The 18617-nt window shown below is 66.2% G+C and carries 18 protein-coding genes; 6 read left to right on the top strand and 12 right to left on the bottom strand.

The annotated features are described in order from the left end of the window. Positions 1–25: 25 nt before the first annotated feature. Both I6F16_RS22605 and I6F16_RS22600 read right to left on the bottom strand, forming a co-directional pair. The gene (locus tag I6F16_RS22605) at positions 26–964 is read right to left on the bottom strand and encodes an SMP-30/gluconolactonase/LRE family protein (RefSeq protein WP_225114009.1); all 939 of its coding nucleotides are present in this window, start codon (positions 962–964) and stop codon (positions 26–28) included. After that, complete coding sequence (locus tag I6F16_RS22600; RefSeq protein WP_225114008.1) at positions 921–3008, bottom strand: PQQ-dependent sugar dehydrogenase; 2088 nt, start codon at positions 3006–3008, stop codon at positions 921–923. The genes I6F16_RS22605 and I6F16_RS22600 overlap by 44 nt, the downstream gene beginning before the upstream one ends. A 198-nt stretch (positions 3009–3206) precedes the next feature. Here I6F16_RS22600 and I6F16_RS22595 point away from each other — a divergent pair, with 198 nt between their 5' ends. Further along, the gene (locus I6F16_RS22595) at positions 3207–3440 is read left to right on the top strand and encodes a hypothetical protein (RefSeq protein ID WP_036011788.1); all 234 of its coding nucleotides are present in this window, start codon (positions 3207–3209) and stop codon (positions 3438–3440) included. Between the two features lie 9 nt (positions 3441–3449). Beyond that, positions 3450–3626: a hypothetical protein gene (locus I6F16_RS22590; protein WP_172788150.1), complete on the top strand. Its 177-nt coding sequence runs from the start codon at positions 3450–3452 to the stop codon at positions 3624–3626. A gap of 139 nt (positions 3627–3765) precedes the next feature. Here I6F16_RS22590 and I6F16_RS22585 read toward each other — a convergent pair whose 3' ends face one another. Further along, entirely contained in the window at positions 3766–4539 is a 774-nt protein-coding gene (locus I6F16_RS22585; protein ID WP_109145186.1) for an enoyl-CoA hydratase-related protein, read from the bottom strand. 122 nt (positions 4540–4661) lie between these two features. Here I6F16_RS22585 and I6F16_RS22580 point away from each other — a divergent pair, with 122 nt between their 5' ends. Together I6F16_RS22580 and I6F16_RS22575 are read left to right on the top strand one after the other, a co-directional pair. Next, positions 4662–6251, top strand: coding sequence for a gamma-glutamyltransferase (locus tag I6F16_RS22580; RefSeq protein WP_225173999.1), 1590 nt, complete (start codon positions 4662–4664; stop codon positions 6249–6251). A 147-nt stretch (positions 6252–6398) separates the two neighbouring features. Further along, entirely contained in the window at positions 6399–6617 is a 219-nt protein-coding gene (locus tag I6F16_RS22575; protein WP_081494583.1) for a hypothetical protein, read from the top strand. A gap of 50 nt (positions 6618–6667) precedes the next feature. Here the strand turns inward: I6F16_RS22575 and I6F16_RS22570 are convergent, their stop codons facing one another. From I6F16_RS22570 to I6F16_RS22555, 4 genes are read right to left on the bottom strand one after another with little or no spacing between them, the layout of a single operon-like run. Further along, positions 6668–7951, bottom strand: a complete 1284-nt coding sequence (locus I6F16_RS22570; RefSeq protein ID WP_225114006.1) for an FAD-binding oxidoreductase — start codon at positions 7949–7951, stop codon at positions 6668–6670. Positions 7952–7962: 11 nt separating this feature from the next. Beyond that, entirely contained in the window at positions 7963–8694 is a 732-nt protein-coding gene (locus I6F16_RS22565; protein ID WP_036011798.1) for an amino acid ABC transporter ATP-binding protein, read from the bottom strand. Continuing rightward, complete coding sequence (locus tag I6F16_RS22560; RefSeq protein ID WP_024341720.1) at positions 8691–9344, bottom strand: amino acid ABC transporter permease; 654 nt, start codon at positions 9342–9344, stop codon at positions 8691–8693. The genes I6F16_RS22565 and I6F16_RS22560 overlap by 4 nt, the downstream gene beginning before the upstream one ends. Positions 9345–9372: 28 nt before the next feature. Then, positions 9373–10131, bottom strand: coding sequence for an ABC transporter substrate-binding protein (locus tag I6F16_RS22555; protein ID WP_225114005.1), 759 nt, complete (start codon positions 10129–10131; stop codon positions 9373–9375). A 178-nt stretch (positions 10132–10309) separates the two neighbouring features. Between I6F16_RS22555 and I6F16_RS22550 the strand changes: the two genes are divergently transcribed. Beyond that, positions 10310–10966, top strand: coding sequence for an XRE family transcriptional regulator (locus I6F16_RS22550; protein WP_225114004.1), 657 nt, complete (start codon positions 10310–10312; stop codon positions 10964–10966). A 133-nt stretch (positions 10967–11099) separates the two neighbouring features. Here the strand turns inward: I6F16_RS22550 and I6F16_RS22545 are convergent, their stop codons facing one another. Then, on the bottom strand, positions 11100–12365 hold the full coding sequence (locus I6F16_RS22545) for a D-amino acid dehydrogenase (protein WP_225114003.1): 1266 nt from the start codon (positions 12363–12365) through the stop codon (positions 11100–11102). A 66-nt stretch (positions 12366–12431) separates the two neighbouring features. Further along, entirely contained in the window at positions 12432–13760 is a 1329-nt protein-coding gene (locus tag I6F16_RS22540; protein ID WP_225114002.1) for an aspartate aminotransferase family protein, read from the bottom strand. Between the two features lie 161 nt (positions 13761–13921). Here I6F16_RS22540 and I6F16_RS22535 point away from each other — a divergent pair, with 161 nt between their 5' ends. Further along, on the top strand, positions 13922–14470 hold the full coding sequence (locus I6F16_RS22535) for a cupin domain-containing protein (RefSeq protein ID WP_018646206.1): 549 nt from the start codon (positions 13922–13924) through the stop codon (positions 14468–14470). A 178-nt stretch (positions 14471–14648) separates the two neighbouring features. Here the strand turns inward: I6F16_RS22535 and I6F16_RS22530 are convergent, their stop codons facing one another. From I6F16_RS22530 to I6F16_RS22520, 3 genes are read right to left on the bottom strand one after another with little or no spacing between them, the layout of a single operon-like run. Continuing rightward, positions 14649–16904 (bottom strand): xanthine dehydrogenase family protein molybdopterin-binding subunit, encoded by a 2256-nt coding sequence (locus I6F16_RS22530; protein WP_074448091.1) that lies wholly within the window; start codon positions 16902–16904, stop codon positions 14649–14651. Continuing rightward, positions 16897–17952 carry a xanthine dehydrogenase family protein subunit M gene (locus tag I6F16_RS22525; protein WP_036026792.1) on the bottom strand — a complete coding sequence of 352 codons (1056 nt, stop codon included), beginning with the start codon at positions 17950–17952 and terminating at the stop codon, positions 16897–16899. The genes I6F16_RS22530 and I6F16_RS22525 overlap by 8 nt, the downstream gene beginning before the upstream one ends. Continuing rightward, positions 17949–18446, bottom strand: coding sequence for a (2Fe-2S)-binding protein (locus I6F16_RS22520; RefSeq protein ID WP_036026794.1), 498 nt, complete (start codon positions 18444–18446; stop codon positions 17949–17951). Before I6F16_RS22520 ends, I6F16_RS22525 begins: the two co-directional genes overlap by 4 nt. Between the last annotated feature and the right edge of the window lie 171 nt (positions 18447–18617).

Raw genomic sequence — 18617 nt, 5'->3', positions numbered from 1 at the left:
GCGGAAAGCAGAGCGCTTGCGAAGCTCAGCAACGGCCGCGCTGGAGGCAGTGCTCGCGGCCCTGCTGGTCGGTGCGGAAGGACTCGATGAAGCCACCCTGGCGCTGGGTGACGAAGACGGTCTTGCCGTCGCTGCCGCCGAAGGCAATGTTGGTCGGCTCCTTGGCCTTCAGCGGGATCTCGCGCTCGACCGCGCCGGTCGGCTTCATCAGCGCAATCGTGCCCTTGAGAATGCGCGCGACGTAGAGGCGGCCGGCAACGTCGGTGCGCAGGCCGTCGATGGTGTCGGGCTGAAACGCCTTGACGAGTTTTGCAGCCGTCAGCTCGTTGCCGCTGATCGCATAGGACCAGATCTGGCCGCTGCTGGATTCGCCGACATAGAGCGTCTTGCCGTCAGGGCTGAGGTCGATGCCGTTGGTGGTGCCCATGGCGCGCGGCGTCGACATCACCTGCCCCCGCACCGTACCGTCCGCTCCCCTGGCGATGCGCCAGATGTGGCCTTCGCGCCCCTTCCAGTTCGGATCGCTCGCATAGATCGTGCCGTCCGGCGCGATCGTGATGTCGTTGGGCTGGCTCATCTCGCCGGAGTGAAACCACACCGCGGGCTTGGTCGCACCCTTGGGGATGGCGAAGATGTTGTGCTTCTTGTAGTCGGCGATGAACATGGTGCCGCTGCGATCGAAACGGATCGCGTTGCCGACGCTGCCTTCGGGGAGCGTCGTGAACAGCTCCGAGGCGGCGCCACCAGCGGGCAATTTGCCGATGGTGCCGGGCTTGCCGAGATTGACGACGAACAGATTGCCGTCGAGATCGGCGGCCGGCCCTTCGATGCCGAAGGTGTATTCGCTGGCGGGCGTCAGCTGTGCGCTTTCGAACAGTTTTGTTTCGGCAGCGGCCGGCAGCGTCGTGACCAGCAGGATGCTACTGCACAGGCACCAGAAGTTCCTGCCGGATGTAATAGCCATCGCCGTCGGTGCACTCGCCGTTCAGATAGGGATCGGCTGGCCGGAAGAATCGGCTGAAGCCGGGTCTGTCTACAGCGCTCCTTTGTGTCACGACGACGACCTTTCCGGCCGGTATTTCGCCGCATTCCTTGTTGGCCTTGCTGAAAAACTTCCGCTGCGGCGGGCCTGGCTTGATCCGCATCCGCGTGCCCGGCGCCATTTTGGCGACGAACAGGTCCGCGGTATCGAGCAGGCGCGTGTAACCGGGCTCGGTCTTGGGCAGGCTCTCGCCGCCCGGCGGCATCAGCTTCTCGGCGCCTAGGCCGCGCAGGCGCGTCCGCAGCCTGCCGGCGTCGGGATCGCCAGGGTAGATCCAGCCGTCCTGCGCCAGCATGAAGTGCAGCACCGCCCTGTCCTTCTCCGCATCCGATTGCCCCGCGCTCAGGCCGAAATCCGAATGGCAGCCGACGCAATGCTTCTCGACGAGGCCCTTGCGCAAGGTGGTGAGGCGAACGCCGTTCTGCGCATCCCTGGCCACGAAAGCTGCGAGCTGGTCGATCATCGCCTGGCTGCGCGTATCGCAGGGGAGAGGCGCAGGCGCTTCGCCAGCAGCGCGATCGATGCGGATCACGGTCTTGTTCTTGTCCTCGACCAGCCAGATCGCGCCGTCCTCGGCCACCGTCATGCCGACCGGCGCACCTTGCGGCCGCGCGCCGTTGACGCGGTGCCAACCTGCAATCAGCTCTTCGAACGGCGCGGCGGCGACCTCGCCGGCGTCGGTCCGGAAACTGCGGGTCGGCTCGGCCGCGCAACTGACGTGATAGCGCACCGGTGCCGCGCTGGGCTTTGGAAAGCCGTGATCGTCGACGTCATAGACCAGCAGCCGGCTCCCGGTCGGCCGATAGCCGTGCAGACCGACCAGCAGCTTGCCCTCCAGCTCAGGGAATTTGGCGCCGTGGTAATACAGCATCGCGAGCGGCGCGCCGTGCGGCGGCAGCAGCGAGAGCGGCGCCTTGTAAAGCGCATTGGCCGAGCAGAACGACTTGTACGCGCCCGATTGCAGCACGAGCCTGAATTCGGGGCTCGGCGTCGACAAATCGTAGCAATAGGGCCAGCCGTAGTGCCTGCCCTGCTCGATCGCGTTGATCTCCTCGTTCGGCTTGAAGATGTCGGGCAGGTCGCGGGCGTTCTCACCCTGGAGGAAGGCGTAGCCGGCATCCGGAAACTTCGGGTGCAGCACCAGGGCCATTGAGTTGCGCAAGCCGCGCGCATAGACGCTGTGCGGCGGGTCGGGATCGCCGGGTTTCAATGCCGGGAAGACGCCGCTTGAGGGCGGCGTGAACAGCCAGATCGAGGCCAGCGCAGACGCGCCCTCGGCCGCCGCACAGGGTTTTGTGATCGGCGCAGGCGTGATGCAATCGTCGCTGTGCGAGCCGACATTGACGAACAGCCGGCCGTTCCGGTCGAACACGAACTGCTTGAACGGGTGCGCGCTCTCATCGGTCCTCGTGCCATCCGGCAGCGTGATCCGGCGGCCGGGCAGGTGACGGATGATGGTCTCGACCGTGCTGCGTGGATTGTCCGCGAGCGGGTCGAACCGGAAGATCGTCTCCGCGGTCGAGGCATAGAGCTTGCTGTCCGGGCCGGTGACGAGAGCGAACGGATATTCTATCCCCGTCAGCAGTTCCTTGAAGCGTTGCCCCTGCGGGGCACGCGGATCGAGCAGCAGCAGCCGCCCGTCGGTGTGGCCCCAGCCGCCCATATCGGCGACCACCAAAAGGTCGCGGCCGGGCACCTGGACGATCGAGCGCGGAAATTTGAGGCGGTCCCCCTCGCTGGCGACGAGGCCGGCGCAATATCCCGCCTTCATGTCGATCTGGATCCTGGGAAAGGCGAGATCGCCGCTGCCGCAGGCTTCCGCGCCGATCGCGTAGCCGCTCTTTCTGACCGGCTCGGACGAAGCCGGGGCGAAGCCGAGCAGCGCGGCGGCGAAGCCCGCTGCAAGAACGACCGCTGCAGGCAAGCGCAAATTTGGCCGTTCGCGATCGAATGTGAACTGGTTCACCGTGAGCCGCCTTCCCGCGGGCGTTGTTCCATGCCGCCGCGGTGCCGTCCAGTCATCACCCGCCTGTGATTAAACCTGTAACGACCTTGGGTCCGACCAATATCCGTAGATTTCCTTACCGGGCTCGACCCGAATGTTTCGCGAATGCTTGGGGTGGTATCGGTTTGCCGTCCCGATCGCTTTCTACAGGAGGCGCCTATGGTCCAGGTCTATTTTCACTGCTCCAACACCGAGGGCACGCTGATCGACCGCTACGGCGCCGCAGTCGCCAATCTGACCGAGGCGCGCGACCGCGCCGCTCAGATCATGAACTCGATGATCCAGACCCCCGGCGCCGAGGACTGGCGCGACTGGGTGATCCACGTCAGCGGCTCCGACGGCGAGGATCTGTTCGACCTCCCCTTCACCGCCATGCTCGGCAAGCCGCATTGAGGTGATGCCATGTTGCTCGCTTCATTGAGCCTGCTGCGCCAGCCCCTCAGCTTCGTCGCCACCAGATGGCAGACGCTGATCCGCGTCGCAGCCAATCCCTACCGCCCCGAGCTGCACTACATGCGCGGACCCGGCCCGAAATGGCGCGCCAAGTACCAGGCCAGCCGGCTGGATCGCATGCGCTGAGCGCGCGGCCGTAGAAATCGCACTAATCGTCGTCATGGCCGGGCTTGACCCGGCCATTCCACGTTTTGGGGGCTCGGATAGGAAGACGTGGATGCCCGGGACAGCCCGGGCATGACGGTTGGATGAGAAGCATGCCCACCTACCTCCCGGTAAACTTCGCCTTGCGCTTCTCCACGAACGCATTGCGGCCTTCCATGGCGTCCGCGCTCTTGCGGATCGTGGCCTGAAGCTCGATCTCGCGGCGGAACTGCGCTTCATAGGTCGCATGCTCGCTCTCCTCGACCAGAGCGCGGGTTGCGACCAAAGCGCGCGTCGGTCCTTCGGCGAGGCGGCGCGCCAAACCTAACGCCTCATCCATCAACTTGGCGTCGTCGACGACCTGCCGGACCAGGCCGATCTCCTGGGCGCGTTCCGCCGTCAGCGGCTCATTGAGCAGCATCAGCTCGAGCGCGCGCTGCCGGCCGATCAGCCGCGGCAAGAGCCAGGTCGAGCCGAGATCGGGCACCAGCGCGATGCGGCTGAACACCTGGATGAAGCTCGCCGACCGCGCCGCGACGATGATGTCGCCGGCCATTGCGAGACTGAAGCCGCCGCCGGCCGCGACGCCATTGACGGCAACGACGACAGGCACTCGGCATTCGCGCAAGGCCTTGAAGGCCGGCCAGTAGAAGCGCATCACGCCGGCCGCGATGTCCTCGCCGAGCGCCTCTGAGGCTTTCAAATTCTGTCCTGAGCAAAATCCCCGCCCGGCGCCCGTGAGCACCAGCGCGCGGATGGCCTCGTCCCCCGTCATTTCGCCGACGGCTAGGGCAAGTGCGCCGAGCAGGTCTGGCGTCATCGCGTTGAGGCTGGCCGGCTCGTCGAGCGTCAGGATCCCGACCGCGCCATCCCGCGCCTGTTTCACACCAGCCATGCCGCGCCTCCCTTTCGATGTTCTCGTTGGCGGCAATGTGCCATTGTCCGCGCGCTTCGCCAATCGCAGAGCTTTCAACCTCAGTGCACGACGCAACTGAATCCAGAGATCAAGACGACACCATGCCTCACCAGTTCAGCCTCAACCAGACCGTCCGCAAGCCCGCCGTCACCTCCAAGGGCGGCATCGTCGCCTCGCAATCGCGGCGGGCGGCCGAAGTCGGGGCGCAGGTGCTGGCCGCCGGCGGCGATTGCGTCGACGCGATCGTGGCGACCACGTTTGCCCTCAACGTCCTGGAACCCTGGAACAGCGGCATCGGCGGCGGCGGCGCGATGGTGCTCTACCGCGCCAAGGAAAATCGCTATGAGGTGATCGACTACGGCATGTGCGCGCCGCAAAGCCTGCGCACGGCCGATTATCCGCTCAGCGGCGAAGGCGCGTCGTCCGATCTGTTTCCCTGGCCAAGGGTGAAGGACGATCGCAACATCCACGGCCCCGGCTCGATCGCCGTGCCCGGCGTCGTCGCCGGAATGGAAGAGGCGCACCGCCGCTACGCCAAGATGCCGTGGAAGGATCTGGTCACGCCGGCAGCTCGGCTTGCCGGCGAAGGCCTGCTGGTCGATTGGTGGACGACGGTGACGATCGCGGGCTCGGCCGCCGATCTCAGACGCTACCACGCGAGCGCGGCCGCGTATCTGAAGGACGGCCTGCCGCCGACCGCGCCGTGGGGCATCAAGGCTGAGACGCGGCTGCCGCAGGATGCCCTGAAGGCGACGCTGTCACATCTTGCGGACGCGGGCGCGCGTGATTTCTATCAGGGCGATCTCGCCAGGAGCATTGCTTCCGACATCAAGGCCGACGGCGGCTCGCTGTCGGTGGAGGATCTCGCAGCCTTCCGCGCCCATCTGCGCGAGCCGCTGGCGATTCCCTATCGCGAAGGCGAGGTGTTCGCGACCCCCGAGCTCACCGCAGGGCCGACGATGGCGCATGCGCTACGGCTGTTGCAGCAGAGCTTGACGCCGGCAGACGCGCCGGATGCCGCCGCCTATGTCGAATATGCGCTCGCCCTGCAGGCCGCCTTCCGTGAGCGTCTCAAGGATATGGGCGATGCCGACGGCAAGCGCTCGCTCGGCGCCGAATATCTCGCGCCGGCCTGCACCACGCATTTCTCGGTGGTCGATCGTCACGGCAACATCGCGGCGGTGACGCAGACGCTGCTCTCGTCGTTCGGTTCGCGATACGTGACACCGCACACCGGCATCACCATGAACAACGGCATCATGTGGTTCGATCCGACGCCTGGTACCACGAACTCGCTCGCACCGGGCAAGCGCTGCCTCTGCAATTACACGCCCGTCATCGCCGAGACGAAGGATGGCAAGCGCCTCGCAATCGGCGCCTCCGGCGGACGCCGCATCCTGCCGTCGGTGATGCAGCTCGTATCCTTCGCGATGGATTACGGCATGGACCTCGACGCCGCCATTCACCAGCCGCGCATCGACGCCAGCGAAGGCGCGGTGGTGATCGGCGATGCGCGGCTGCCGGCGGAGGTGCGCAATGCCCTGGCCGCGCGCTTCGACTATGAAGAGAGCCGGGTGCAGGCGCTGCCGCAGAAATTCGCCTGTCCGAGCGTCGTGATGCGCGAGGGCGAGCTCAATTCCGGCGCGGTCGAGATTTTCCAACCCTGGGCCGATGCGGTGGCGGAGGCTTGACTTCGCTCGACATGCCAGCGCGCGTTGAGCGCCAGCGCAATTACGTATCCAGGCGAGCGTCACGACTCCTCCACATTCGCAGGGAACTTACTCTCCCACCGTTCGTTCACTGAACGGACAAATGCGCTCGCCCCACCGGAGGACATCATGAAGAAACTTGCGCTCGCCGCCTCGCTGATCATTGCGGCCGGCTTCACATTTACGAGCCCCGCACTGGCGAAGGGTGGGCACGGACATGGACATGGTCATGGCCACAAGATGGGCCATCATCACCATGGCAAGTCGTTCGGCTGGTACCACGGTCGCAAGGTCGGCTGGCGCGGTCACGCGTGCCCGCCCGGACTTTGGAAGCAGGGTCGCTGCTAAAGCCGATCTAAGATTCGAGCAAGGCGTCGCCTCACCGAGCGGCGCCTTCTTCATATGCCGAGCCGGTCCCGCACCCGGCCCGCGATCACGGCGGTGGTCACGCCGACCGGCCAGAACGCGTGCATCGGGATCGGCTTGATGCCCGTGATGGGCATGTCGATCTCGGCCTTGGTGCCGCCGATCAGGCGGCGGGCGAGCTGCGCGCCCATCGCAGTCGAAAGCGCGACACCGCGGCCATTGCAGCCGAGCGAGATCAAAACGCTCTCGGCGGGTTCGTGCACATGCGGATAATGGTCCGCAGTGATGGCGAGCCGGCTGTTCCAGCCGTGGGTCCAGGCAACGCCCTTGAGCTGCGGCCAGAGTCGCTCCGCATAACGCATGAGATAGGCGACGTCATGCGGCGACCTGATCCAGCGCATCGGGCCGCGCCCGCCCATCAACAGACGGTTCTGCTGATCGATGCGATAGTAGACCGTGATATGGCCGCTCTCGTAGAGCACCGGACGCGTCGGCATGATCGAACGGGAGACTGCGTCGGAAAGCGGCGCGGTGGCGGCGATCGAGGAAAACACCGGCACGATGGTGCGTCGGAGGGCCGGCCAGAGATCGTCGGTGAAGCCGTTGGTGGCGAGCAGGACCTTGTCGGCATGAACCACCGCCCGCGGCGTCTCGATGCGCCAGCGCGTTCCCTCGCGGCGTAGCGACAATGCCGGTGTCCCGCCATGAACCTTCGCGCCCGCCGACATCGCGGCGCGGGCAAGACCACGGGCGTAGCTGAGAGGATGCAGATCGCCGCCGCGCGCATCCAACATCGCGCCGATGTAACGATCGGTGCCGGTCATGTCGCGGAGCTGCTCGCGGTTCAGATAAGTCACCGGCATGCCGCGGCGGATGCATTGCTGCGCGGTCTTCTCGATCGCAGCGGCGCTGCTCTCATTGTAAGCTGCGCGCAACGTGCCGTTCTGCCGCGCTTCGCACGGGATCTGGTAGCGGCGGATCAGATCGTGTGTGAAGTTGGTCGTGCCGTAGGCGAACACGATCATGCGGCGGCCGAGCTCGGTGCCGAAATCGGCCTCGATCTTGTCAGGGTCGTGCTTCAGGCCGGGATTGGTGTGGCCGCCATTGTTACCCGACGCGCCCCAGCCCGGCTCCTGCGCCTCCAGCACCAGCGCCTCGACGCCCTGTTCGGCCAGATGCAGCGCGGTGGAAAGGCCGGTGTAGCCGCCGCCGACGATTGCGACCGAGACGCTCTTGTCGACATCGAGCGGCGGCGTGGCAACCGGCGCCACGGCGGTATCGGCATAGAGCGAGGGCGGCAGAGGCAGGCGCATCATGTCGAAACCGCTCAGAGCGGATGCAGCACGCGGCGCAGGAAGTCCTGCGTCCGCGCGTGCTGCGGTTGATTGAGCACCGATTTCGCCGGCCCCTGCTCGACGATGACGCCGCCATCGATGAACAGAACACGATCGGCGACGTCGCGCGCAAAGCCCATCTCGTGGGTGACGACGACCATGGTCATGCCGTCGTCGGCGAGCTTGCGCATGACGCCGAGGACGTCGCCGACCAGCTCGGGGTCGAGCGCCGAGGTCGGCTCGTCGAACAGGATCGCCTTGGGCTGCATGGCGAGCGCCCGCGCGATGGCGACGCGCTGCTGCTGCCCGCCGGAGAGCTGCGGCGGATGCGCATCGGCCTTTTCCGCAAGCCCGACCTGAGCGAGCAGCGCGCGGCCGCGCTCGAGTACCTGGGCGCGCGGCTCCTTCTTCACGAAGAGCGGCCCCTCGATCACGTTCTCCAGCGCTGTCCGATGCGGGAACAGGTTGAAGCGCTGGAACACCATCGAGACCTGGGTGCGGATGTTCACGATCGAGGGCGCGTCGCGATCGACCCTCAAGCCTTCGACGCTGATCTCGCCGCGGTCGTAGCTTTCGAGGCCGTTGATACAGCGCAGGATGGTCGACTTGCCGGAGCCGGAGGGGCCGATGATGCAGACCACCTCACCCTTCTCGACGCTCGCCGTGATGCCCTTGAGCACCTCGACCTTGCCAAAGCTCTTGTGGACGTCGCTCAGCTCGATCATCGCTTGCCGGCCCGCTTCTCGAAGTGACGGACCAAGAGGATCAGCGGAATGCTCATGGTGAGGTACATCAGGGCGACCAGCGTGAACACGCTGGTGTTCTTGAACGTCGAGGACGCGATCAGCTTGCCCTGCAGCGCGAGCTCGGCGACCGTGATGGTCGAGGCTTGCGAGGAATCCTTCAGCATCATGATCATGACGTTGCCGTAGGGCGGCAGCACGATGCGCACGGCCTGCGGCAGCACCACGCGGCGCATGGTGAGCCACCAGCCCATGCCGATCGACTGCGCCGCCTCGATCTGCCCCTTGTCGATCGCCTCGATGCCGGCGCGGAAGTTTTCGGCCTGGTAGGCCGAATAGGCGATGCCGAGCCCGAGGATCGCGGCCTGCAACGCGCTGAGCGTAACGCCGAGATCGGGCATCACGAAGTAGAGGTAGAACAACAGCACGATGATCGGGATGCCGCGGATCACGTTGATCAGGCTGGCGCTGAGCATCGACAGCGCTTTGATGCCGGAGACCCGCATCATCGCCCAGACCAGGCCGAGCACCGTCGACAGCAACAGCGAGCCGATCGTGACGATGATCGTCAGCGCGACGCCGTTCAGCAGGATCGGGAAGAACTCGACGGCGTCGCGCCAGAAGCCTTTCATCGGGCAGCCTTCGATCAGCTTCTATCGATCAACCTTGTGCTTTCAGGCCCCATTTATCGAGGATCTTGTCGATGGTGCCGTTGGCTTTCAGCTTCGCCAGCGAGGTGTTGATCTTGCCGAGCAGCGCGCTCTCGCCCTTGCGCACGCCGATGCCGACCGAGCCGACCGTGACGGGCTTGTAGCCGTCGACCAGGCGCACCTCGGGGAAGCCGCCCTGCTTCAGATTGTAGGCGAGGATCGGATAGTCGGCGTAGCCGGCCTTGAGGCGGCCGGTGTTCACGTCGCGCAGGATGTCCGGGATGGTGTCGTAAGCCTTCACTTCGGAGAACAGGCCGGTCTTCTTCAGCGCGTCGACGAAGGCGGTGCCGACTTGCGCCCCCACCGTCTGGCCCTTCAGGTCCTCCTGCGTGGCGTAAGCCTTGGTGTCGGTCTTCGGCACCACGAGGCCCTCGCCGTAGCTGTAGATCGGGTCGGAGAAGTCGATGACCTCCTTGCGCGGCGGCGTGATGAACATCGCTGCCGCAATGATGTCGATCTTGCTCGAAGTCAGCGAGGGGATCAGCGCCGAGAACGCCATCGGCTCGATCTGCACGTTGAAGCCGGCATCCTTGCCGACCTCGGTGATGAGATCGACCATGATGCCCTGGATGGTGTTGGTCTTGGTGTCGAGGAAGGTGAAGGGAATGCCCGTCGGCGTCGAGCCGACCTTCAGAGCCTGTTGCGCCGCTGCCGGCACCGCTGTGGCAATGGCGAGCGCCGCAACTGCGGCCTGAACAAAACGCTTCATCGCATCCCCCTTTTGGGCCTGGCCGGCGGCGGCGCGCGCATGTCGCGATCAAACGTTGCGGGCCGGCCCGTTTCGGCCTATTTTCACCAATATGAAAATTTGGTCACACTTTCGCGGGTGATGCAAGCGGTTTTCATGCACATGAAGGAAGCGGTTTGACGTGAGCGGTGGCAAAAGAATGCGCAATCCGGCCGCCGCAAAGCCGGCCAGGAACAGGCCGGCCAAGGTAAAAGCCAAAGCCGCTGCCAAGCCGGCCGAGCCGGCGATGGACGTTGCGGTCGGCCGCCGCATCCGGGATCTCAGGCGAGTCAGGCAGTTCTCGCTGGAGACGGTCGCCGCGCGCACGGAGCTGTCGATCGGCTTCCTCAGCCAGATCGAGCGCGGGCTGTCGTCGCCGTCGCTGCGGGTGCTGGCGACGCTCGCCGACGTGCTCGGCGTCGGCATCGCCGCGCTGTTCGGCGCGAGCCCGAGCGCCGACGGCGCATCGGATCAGGTGGTAACGCGCGGGCTGCAGCGGCCGGAATTGAAACTGTGGCGCACCGGCGTGTCGAAGCAATTGCTGAGCCCCGCGAGCAGCGACAACAAGCTCAATCTGTTTCTGGTGCATCTGGAGGCGGGCGGCTCCACCGGCGATGAGCTCTACACCCACGACGGCGAAGAGGCCGGGCTCGTGCTCGAAGGCGAGATGATGCTGACGGTAGACAGTAAGACGTGGTCGCTGAAGACGGGCGACAGTTTTCGCTTCGCGAGCCGCAGGCCGCACCGGTTTTCCAATCCGGCGCAGGATGCGAAGGCCGTGGTGCTGTGGGTGAATTGCGTCACGGGGGCGGGGTAGCTCTGTTATCAAACCGCGAACACAACTCCATCCCCGTCATTGCGAGCGCAGCGAAGCAATCCAGAGTCTCACCGCGGAGAAAGCCTGGATTGCTTCGTCGCAAGGGCTCCTCGCAATGACGAGGGACAGAGCCTTAGCCAAACCGGTGCTTGTACCGCTCCACCGATAGCGCACTGACGTCGATGTCCGGCTTCTTCCCCGACAGCATGTCGGCGAGCACGCGGCCCGAGCCGCACGACATGGTCCAGCCGAGCGTGCCGTGGCCGGTGTTGAGGTGGAGGTTGGCGTAGTGGGTCCGGCCGATCACGGGCGGGCCGTCCGGCGTCATCGGGCGCAGGCCGCTCCAGAACGTCGCCTTGGACAGGTCGCCGCCGCGCGGGAACAGGTCGGTCAGCGAATGATCGAGCGTGGCGCGGCGTGCGTCGTAGAGCTTGTCCGAATAGCCGGAGATTTCGGCGGTGCCGCCGACGCGGATGCGATTGCCGAGGCGGGTGATCGCGACCTTGTAGCTCTCGTCCATCACGGTGGATTCCGGCGCGCCGGAGGCGTCCTTGATCGGCACCGTGATCGAATAGCCCTTCACCGGATAGACCGGCAGCGAAATACCGAGCGGCGCCAGGAGCCGCGACGACCAGCTGCCGAGCGCGAGCACGTAAGCGTCCGCCTGCAGCAGGCCGGCGCTGGTGGCGACACCGCTGACGCGCGCGCCATCGGTGACGATACGGTCGATCGAGGTGTTGAACAGGAAGCGCACGCCGAGCGCCTGGGCGTGCCTCGCCAGCGCCTGCGTGAACATGTGGCAGTCGCCGGTCTCGTCCTGCGGCAGGCGCAGCCCGCCGACGAACTTCTCCTTCACACCGCCGAGCGCCGGCTCGACCGCGATGCAGCCCTCCCGGCTCAGCACCTCGAAGGGAACGCCATATTGCTTGAGCACGGCGATGTCTTCGGCCGTGCCGTCGAGCTGGGCCTGGTAGCGAAACAGCTGCAGCGTGCCCTGCGAGCGCTCGTCATACTGGATGCCGATGTCGCGGCGCAGATCACGCAAGGCATCGCGGCTGTATTCCGCGATCGGAATCATCCGGCTCTTGTTGACCGCGTAGCGCGCGCTGGTGCAGTTGCGCAGCATCTTGAGCAGCCAGACCCACATGACCGGATCGAGCTTCGGCCGGATCACCAGCGGGCCGTGCTTCATCAACAGCCACTTGATCGCCTTGACCGGCACGCCGGGGCCGGCCCAGGGCGAGGAATAGCCGGGCGACACCTCGCCGGCATTGGCGAAGGAGGTCTCCAGTGCCGGCTCCGGCTGGCGGTCGACGACCGTCACCTCATGGCCGGCACGCGCGAGGTAGTAGGCAGAGGTGACACCGATGACACCGCTGCCGAGGATCAGAACTTTCACGCTTCGTCAAACTCCCGCGGCGCTCGCCGCTGCAAGGACACAACTCGCTAGCGGCGAGAGCAATTATCAGGCCACCTTCTTGATGGCGTCGCCGAGGATCGAGATCATCTGGTCGATGTGGCTCTTCTCGACGATGAGCGGGGGCGACATCGCGACGGAATCGCCACCGGTGCGAAGATAGAGGCCGTTGTTGAAGCATTCGACCAGCATGTCGTAGCCGCGCGCGCCGACCACGCCGTTCCGCGGTGCGAGCTCGACCGCGCCCATCAGGCCGCAATTGCGGATGTCGACGACGTTCGGCAGGCCTTTGAGCGAATGCAGCGCATCGCGCCAGTATTCGGCGAGCGAGGCGCCGCGCGTGAGCAGGCCTTCGTCCTTGTAGATGTCGAGCGTCGCGATGCCCGCGGCGCAGGCGACCGGATGCGCCGAATAGGTGTAGCCGTGGAACAGCTCGATCTGGTTCTCCGGGCCGGTCATCATGCCGTCGTGCACCTTGCGGCTCGCGAACACGGCGCCGCAGGGCACGGTGCCGTTGGTGATGCCCTTGGCCGTGGTCATCAGATCCGGCGTGACGCCAAAGAAGTTGGCGGCGAACGGCGTGCCGAGGCGGCCGAAGCCGGTGATGACCTCGTCGAAGATCAGGAGGATGCCGTGCTTGTCGCAAATCTCGCGCAGGCGCTGCAGATATCCCTTCGGCGGCGGCAACACCGCGGTCGAGCCCGGCACCGGCTCGACGATGACGGCGGCGATCGTTTCCGCGCCGTGCAGGGCGACCAGACGCTCGAGATCGTCGGCGAGCTCGGCGCCGTGCTCGGGCAGGTCCTTGGCGAAGGCGTTGCGGGTGAGATCATGGGTGTGGCGGATGTGGTCGACGCCTGGCAGCAGGGTGGTGAAGGCGCGGCGGTTGGCGACCATGCCGCCGACCGAGGTGCCGCCGAAGCCGACGCCGTGATAGCCGCGCTCGCGACCGATCAGGCGGGTGCGGCTGGCCTGGCCGTTGGCGCGGTGATAGGCCAGCGCGATCTTCAGCGCGGTGTCGACCGACTCGGAGCCGGAATTGGTGAAGAAGACGCGGTCGAGGCCCTTTGGGGCGATCTCGGCGAGACGCTCGGCGAAGTCGAATGCCAGCGGATGGCCCATCTGGAACGACGGCGCGAAGTCCAGCGTCATCAGCTGGCGCTCGACGGCGGCGGCGATCTGCTTGCGGCCGTGGCCGGCATTGACGCACCAGAGCCCGGCGGAGCCGTCGATCACCTGGCGGCCATCGACGCTGGTGTAGTACATGCCCTCGGCCGAGGAGAACAGGCGCGGCGACTTCTTGAACTGCCGATTGGCCGTGAACGGCATCCAGTACGAATCGGTCTTGATGGTGTTCGGAATCTGATGAAGGGTCACGGCCGCGCTCCTGTGCTGACCCCATAGCTGAGCCATGGCTTGGATGGCGCAACAAGTCCTTTTCTGGTGACCTGCAAGCCATTGATTTAACTGGGGCTGCCGGTCCATATTTGCGCGATCCGCAACACCTGCAACACGGGACCCAGGGCAAGGACCAGAACATGAGCGTCGACATCGGTGGACGGCTGCGATTCATCCGGGCGCGCCACAAGCTGTCGCAGCGCGAGCTGGCCAAGCGCGCCGGCGTCACCAATTCGACGATCTCGCTGATCGAATCCAACCAGATGAACCCTTCGGTCGGCGCGCTCAAGCGCATCCTCGACGGCATCCCGATGGGGCTCGCCGAGTTCTTCGCGCTGGAGCCGGAGTCCAGGCGCAAGATCTTCTACCGCGCCGAGGAGCTCACCGAAGTCGGCAAGAAGCCGATCTCATACCGGCAGGTCGGCGACAATCTGTTCGGCCGCAGCCTGCAGATCCTGAAGGAGCGCTACGAGCCCGGCAGCGACACCGGGCGCGTGCATCTCGTCCATGACGGCGAGGAAGGCGGCATCGTGATTTCGGGCAAGCTCGAGGTCACCGTCGAGGACGAGCGCCGCATCCTCAATCCCGGCGATGCCTATTATTTCGAGAGCCGCCGCCCGCATCGCTTCCGCTGCGTCGGCGGCAAACCGTGCGAGGTGATCTCGGCCTGCACGCCGCCGACGTTCTGACGGTCCCTCCGCAATCGTACGGAGCCGAGGATCTAGCGGATATTGAGCCACCGCAATTTCCGCGAACCGCAGCTTGATATGTTGGGAGCCGTAGCCGAGCAGCCTCGCGCAAAGGTGCTGAGGTTATGGCCCCGGACTCCTAGGCACTCCGGGGCCGCCTGTTTCGGAAGAGCTAGAGCTACGTCAGCAGTTCCTCGATCCGGATCGGAAAGTCGCGGACGCGCACGCCGGTGGCGTGCCAGACCGCGTTGGCGACCGCGCCGGCGCTGCCGGTGATGCCGATCTCGCCGACACCCTTGATGCCGAGCGCATTCACGTGCGGATCGTGCTCCTCGACCGTGATGACGTCGAGCGGCGGCACGTCGGCGTTCACGGGGATGTGGTACTCGCCGAGATTGGCATTCATGATCCGTCCGCTGCGCCGGTCTGTGATTGCCGCCTCGTGCAGCGCGAAGGACATGCCCCAGATCATGCCGCCGAACAGCTGGCTCTGCACCATGCGCGGATTGACGATGCGCCCGGCGGCGAAGGCGCCGATCATGCGGGTGAGGCGAACCTGGCCGAGCTCGGGATCGACCTTCACCTCGGCGAACACCGCGCCATGGGCATGCATCGCATATTGCTCCATCGCCGCAGGGTTCGGCGCGCCGGTGCCGCGCGCCTCCACTTCGGCAACGCCCGCGCGCGCCAGAATCTCGGCATAGCTCTCGCTGCGGCTCTCATCGTCGCGGCGGATCAGCCTGCCGTCGCGCGCGATCACGCCGGCATTGCCGGCGCCGAACAGCGGCGAGCGCTCGTCGCTGGTGGCGAGATCGGCGAGCTTTCCGATCACGGCGGCACCGGCGCTGTGGATCGCAGCGCCTGCGGTTGCCGTGTGCGCCGAGCCGCCGGCGATGCCGGCATCGGGCAGGTCGGACGTGCCGGACCTGAAGTCTAGGCGGTCGATGTCGAGACCGACGGAATCGGCCGCGATCTGCGCCAGCGCCGTCCAGGCGCCCTGCCCCATGTCATGCGCGCCGATCTCCATCACGCCGGAGCCGTCGCGGCGGATCGCCGCGCGCGCCTCGGCCTGGAACATCAGCGCCGGGAAGGTCGCCGTACCCATGCCCCAGCCGACCAGAAGGCCGGCATCGTCGCGCATCTGCCGCGGCTGCAGCGGACGCTTGGCCCAGCCGAAGCGCGCCGCGCCCTGCTCGTAGCAGGCGCGCAGCGCCTTGGAGGAGAACGGCCGCCCCGTCATCGGTTCGACCTCGGCGTAGTTCTTCAGGCGGAAAGCGAGCGGATCCATGCCGCAGGCCCAGGCCATCTCGTCGATCGCGCTCTCGAGCGCGATCGAGCCGGTCGCCTCGCCCGGCGCGCGCATGAACAACGGCGTGCCGGTGTTGACGCGCACGGCATCGTGCGAGGTGCGGATCGCGGGCGCCGCGTAGAGCGTGTGCGAGGCATCGGCGGCGGGCTCGTAGAAATCGTCGAAGGTGCTCGACACGGTTCGCGCGTGATGATCGAGCGCAGTCAGGCGTCCCTCGCCGTCGGCGCCGAGGCGCAGGCGCTGGCGCGTCGGCGCACGGTGGCCGACCGGGCCATACATCTGCTCGCGGCGCAGCACCAGCTTGACCGGCCTGCCGACCAGCTTCGCGGCCATCACGCCGAGGATCTGCGGTCCGGTCAGGAAGCCCTTCGAGCCGAAGCCGCCGCCGAGGAACGGGCTGCGGATGTGAATCTTCTCCGGCGCGAGGCCAAACAGCTCGGCAACGCGGGCTCGAGCCATCACCATGGCCTGGCTCGGCGTGTCGAGGAAGAGCTTGTCACCCTCCCAGCGCGCCACGATCGCATGCGGCTCCATCGCGTTATGATATTGCGGCGGCGTCTCGTAGGTCGCGTCGATCTGCTTGTCGGCCGCGGCGAGGCCCGCTTCGACATCGCCGCGATGGCTTTCCGTGGGATTGCCGACGCCGACGACCGGCGGCACGAAGCTCTCGCCGGCATCGAGGCCGACGAGCGCAGGCTGCACCTCGTAACGCGGCGCCAGCTGCGCCGCGCCTTCCGTCGCGGCCTCCAGCGTTTCGGCGATCACGACCGCAATCGCCTGATTGGCGTAGCGGATATCGTTGCTCTGCAACACCTCCATCCGGAACACGAACGGATTGGTCTTGAGGTCGGGGTCGATCGCGAGCTCTGGCTTGTGATCGGGCGTCATGACATCGATGACGCCGGGATGGCGTTTTGCGGCAGCGACATCGAGCGAGACCACACGGCCCCGCGCAATGCTCGAGACGGCCATCACGGCAAACAGCATGCCGGGCGGATGATTGTCCGCGGCATAGCTTGCCTGCCCCGTCACCTTGAGGATGCCGTCACGGCGGGTCAGCGGCTGGCCGATATTCGAGCCGTGCCTGAGATGTGCGGGCGCACTGGTCAAATTGAGCTCAGACATGGACGGCTCCGGAGGTCGAGGCGAAGGGAGAGGCCGGCAGCGCGGGGATCCGCACAGGCGTGCCGGCAGCGGCCAAGGTCAGCGCGCGCACGACGATGCGGCGCGCGAGCTCGATCTTGAAGGCGTTGTCGCCGGACGGTTTTGCGCTCTCGAGCGCACGCCGGGCGGCCTCCTGGAACGCGTCCGCCGTCGGCGCGACGCCCTTGAGGACGTCTTCCGCTGCACGGGCGCGCCAGGGCTTTGCGGCGACGCCGCCGAGCGCGAGCCGCGCCTGTGCGATTCTGCCGTTCTCGATCCGCAGCGCAGCCGCGGCCGAGACGACGGCAAAGGCATAGGAGGTGCGCTCGCGCACCTTGAGGTAACGCGCATGCGCGGCAAAGCCGCGTGCGGCAGGCGGCAGGCGCACCGCGACGATGAGATCGCCGGGCTCGAGCACCGACTCGCGCTCGGGCGCATCGCCGGGCAGGCGGTGCAGCTCGTCGAGCGCGACCTCGCGCCGGCCGCCCCTGCCCTCGATCTCGACGATGGCATCGAGCGCGACCAGCGGCACGCAGAAATCCGAGGGGTGTGTGGCGATGCAGCTCTCGCTCCAGCCGAGCACGGCATGGCTGCGGTTGTCGCCGTCGCGCGCGTCGCAGCCGGAGCCCGGCGCCTGCTTGTTGCAGCGGCTGGCAGTGTCGTAGAAATACGCGCAACGCGTCCGTTGCAACAAATTGCCGCCGACGGTGGCGGCATTGCGCAATTGAGCCGACGCTCCCGAGAGCAGCGCTTCGGCCACTGCGGGATAGGACCGCGCGAACTCCGCATCATGCGCGAGGTCGGCATTGCGCACCAGCGCGCCGATGCGCAAAGACCCGTCCGCGAGAGTCTCGATCTGATCGAGCCCATCGAGACGCGTGACGTCGACCAGCCGGTCCGGACGGCTGATGCCACCCTTCATCAGGTCGAGCAGGTTGGTGCCGGCTGCGAGGTAGACCGCGCCGGGCTGGGCCGCCGCCGCAACGGCTTCAGTGACCGTGGCCGGCCTGACATAATCGAACGGTTTCATGCGGAACGCCTCTGATTGGTTTCGTCCATTTGTCCTTGCGCTTCCAGCACGGCATCGACGATGCCGACGTAAGCGCCGCAGCGGCACAGATTGCCGCTCATGCATTCGCGGACGCGCTCGGGATCGTTGCCGGCCTGGCCTTCTCTGATCATGCCGATCGCGCTCATGATCTGGCCCGGCGTGCAGAAGCCGCATTGAAAGCCGTCATGTGCGATGAAGGCGGCCTGCACGGGATGGAGCTGGTCGCCGCGCGCGAGGCCTTCGATGGTGAGGATGTCGGCCCCGTCATGGCTAATGGCGAGCGCGAGGCAGGAATTGATGCGCTTGCCGTCGACCAGGATGGTGCAGGCGCCGCATTGGCCGCGGTCGCACCCCTTCTTGGTTCCGGTCAGATGAAGGCGCTCACGCAGGAGATCGAGCAGCGTGACGCGCGGATCGTCGAGGACGAAATCGCGCCGCGCACCGTTCACGGTGAGGCTGATGGAGTGGTTCATACAAGGCTCCGATCAGATTTGGACATGAGTCATCGCGCAGCGCGCCACCGCCGTGGCCGCTGTCGAATAGCGCCGTCCGAACACGATGCGTCCGACGCTTGATCGGAAGATACGGAGGCAGCCTCCGCTTAACAAGGGCGGCGCGGAAAAATCTGGAATTCGTCAAAAGCG

The organism is Bradyrhizobium sp. IC4060, assembly GCF_020193715.1.
Lineage (GTDB): Bacteria > Pseudomonadota > Alphaproteobacteria > Rhizobiales > Xanthobacteraceae > Bradyrhizobium > Bradyrhizobium yuanmingense.
Note: the sequence above shows the minus strand (reverse complement) of the source record. Positions and strands in the feature narration are given on the sequence as shown.

Bases quoted from the DNA above. Each gene is read 5' to 3' on its own strand.
- I6F16_RS22520 (WP_036026794.1), bottom strand. From the start codon at position 18,446: ATGAACCACTCCATCAGCCTCACCGTGAACGGTGCGCGGCGCGATTTC.
- I6F16_RS22590 (WP_172788150.1), top strand. From the start codon at position 3,450: ATGTTGCTCGCTTCATTGAGCCTGCTGCGCCAGCCCCTCAGCTTCGTC.
- I6F16_RS22605 (WP_225114009.1), bottom strand. From the start codon at position 964: ATGGCTATTACATCCGGCAGGAACTTCTGGTGCCTGTGCAGTAGCATC.
- I6F16_RS22550 (WP_225114004.1), top strand. From the start codon at position 10,310: ATGCGCAATCCGGCCGCCGCAAAGCCGGCCAGGAACAGGCCGGCCAAG.
- I6F16_RS22535 (WP_018646206.1), top strand. From the start codon at position 13,922: ATGAGCGTCGACATCGGTGGACGGCTGCGATTCATCCGGGCGCGCCAC.
- I6F16_RS22595 (WP_036011788.1), top strand. From the start codon at position 3,207: ATGGTCCAGGTCTATTTTCACTGCTCCAACACCGAGGGCACGCTGATC.
- I6F16_RS22580 (WP_225173999.1), top strand. From the start codon at position 4,662: ATGCCTCACCAGTTCAGCCTCAACCAGACCGTCCGCAAGCCCGCCGTC.
- I6F16_RS22575 (WP_081494583.1), top strand. From the start codon at position 6,399: ATGAAGAAACTTGCGCTCGCCGCCTCGCTGATCATTGCGGCCGGCTTC.
- I6F16_RS22530 (WP_074448091.1), bottom strand. From the start codon at position 16,904: ATGTCTGAGCTCAATTTGACCAGTGCGCCCGCACATCTCAGGCACGGC.
- I6F16_RS22565 (WP_036011798.1), bottom strand. From the start codon at position 8,694: ATGATCGAGCTGAGCGACGTCCACAAGAGCTTTGGCAAGGTCGAGGTG.
- I6F16_RS22555 (WP_225114005.1), bottom strand. From the start codon at position 10,131: ATGAAGCGTTTTGTTCAGGCCGCAGTTGCGGCGCTCGCCATTGCCACA.
- I6F16_RS22560 (WP_024341720.1), bottom strand. From the start codon at position 9,344: ATGAAAGGCTTCTGGCGCGACGCCGTCGAGTTCTTCCCGATCCTGCTG.
- I6F16_RS22585 (WP_109145186.1), bottom strand. From the start codon at position 4,539: ATGGCTGGTGTGAAACAGGCGCGGGATGGCGCGGTCGGGATCCTGACG.
- I6F16_RS22570 (WP_225114006.1), bottom strand. From the start codon at position 7,951: ATGATGCGCCTGCCTCTGCCGCCCTCGCTCTATGCCGATACCGCCGTG.
- I6F16_RS22525 (WP_036026792.1), bottom strand. From the start codon at position 17,952: ATGAAACCGTTCGATTATGTCAGGCCGGCCACGGTCACTGAAGCCGTT.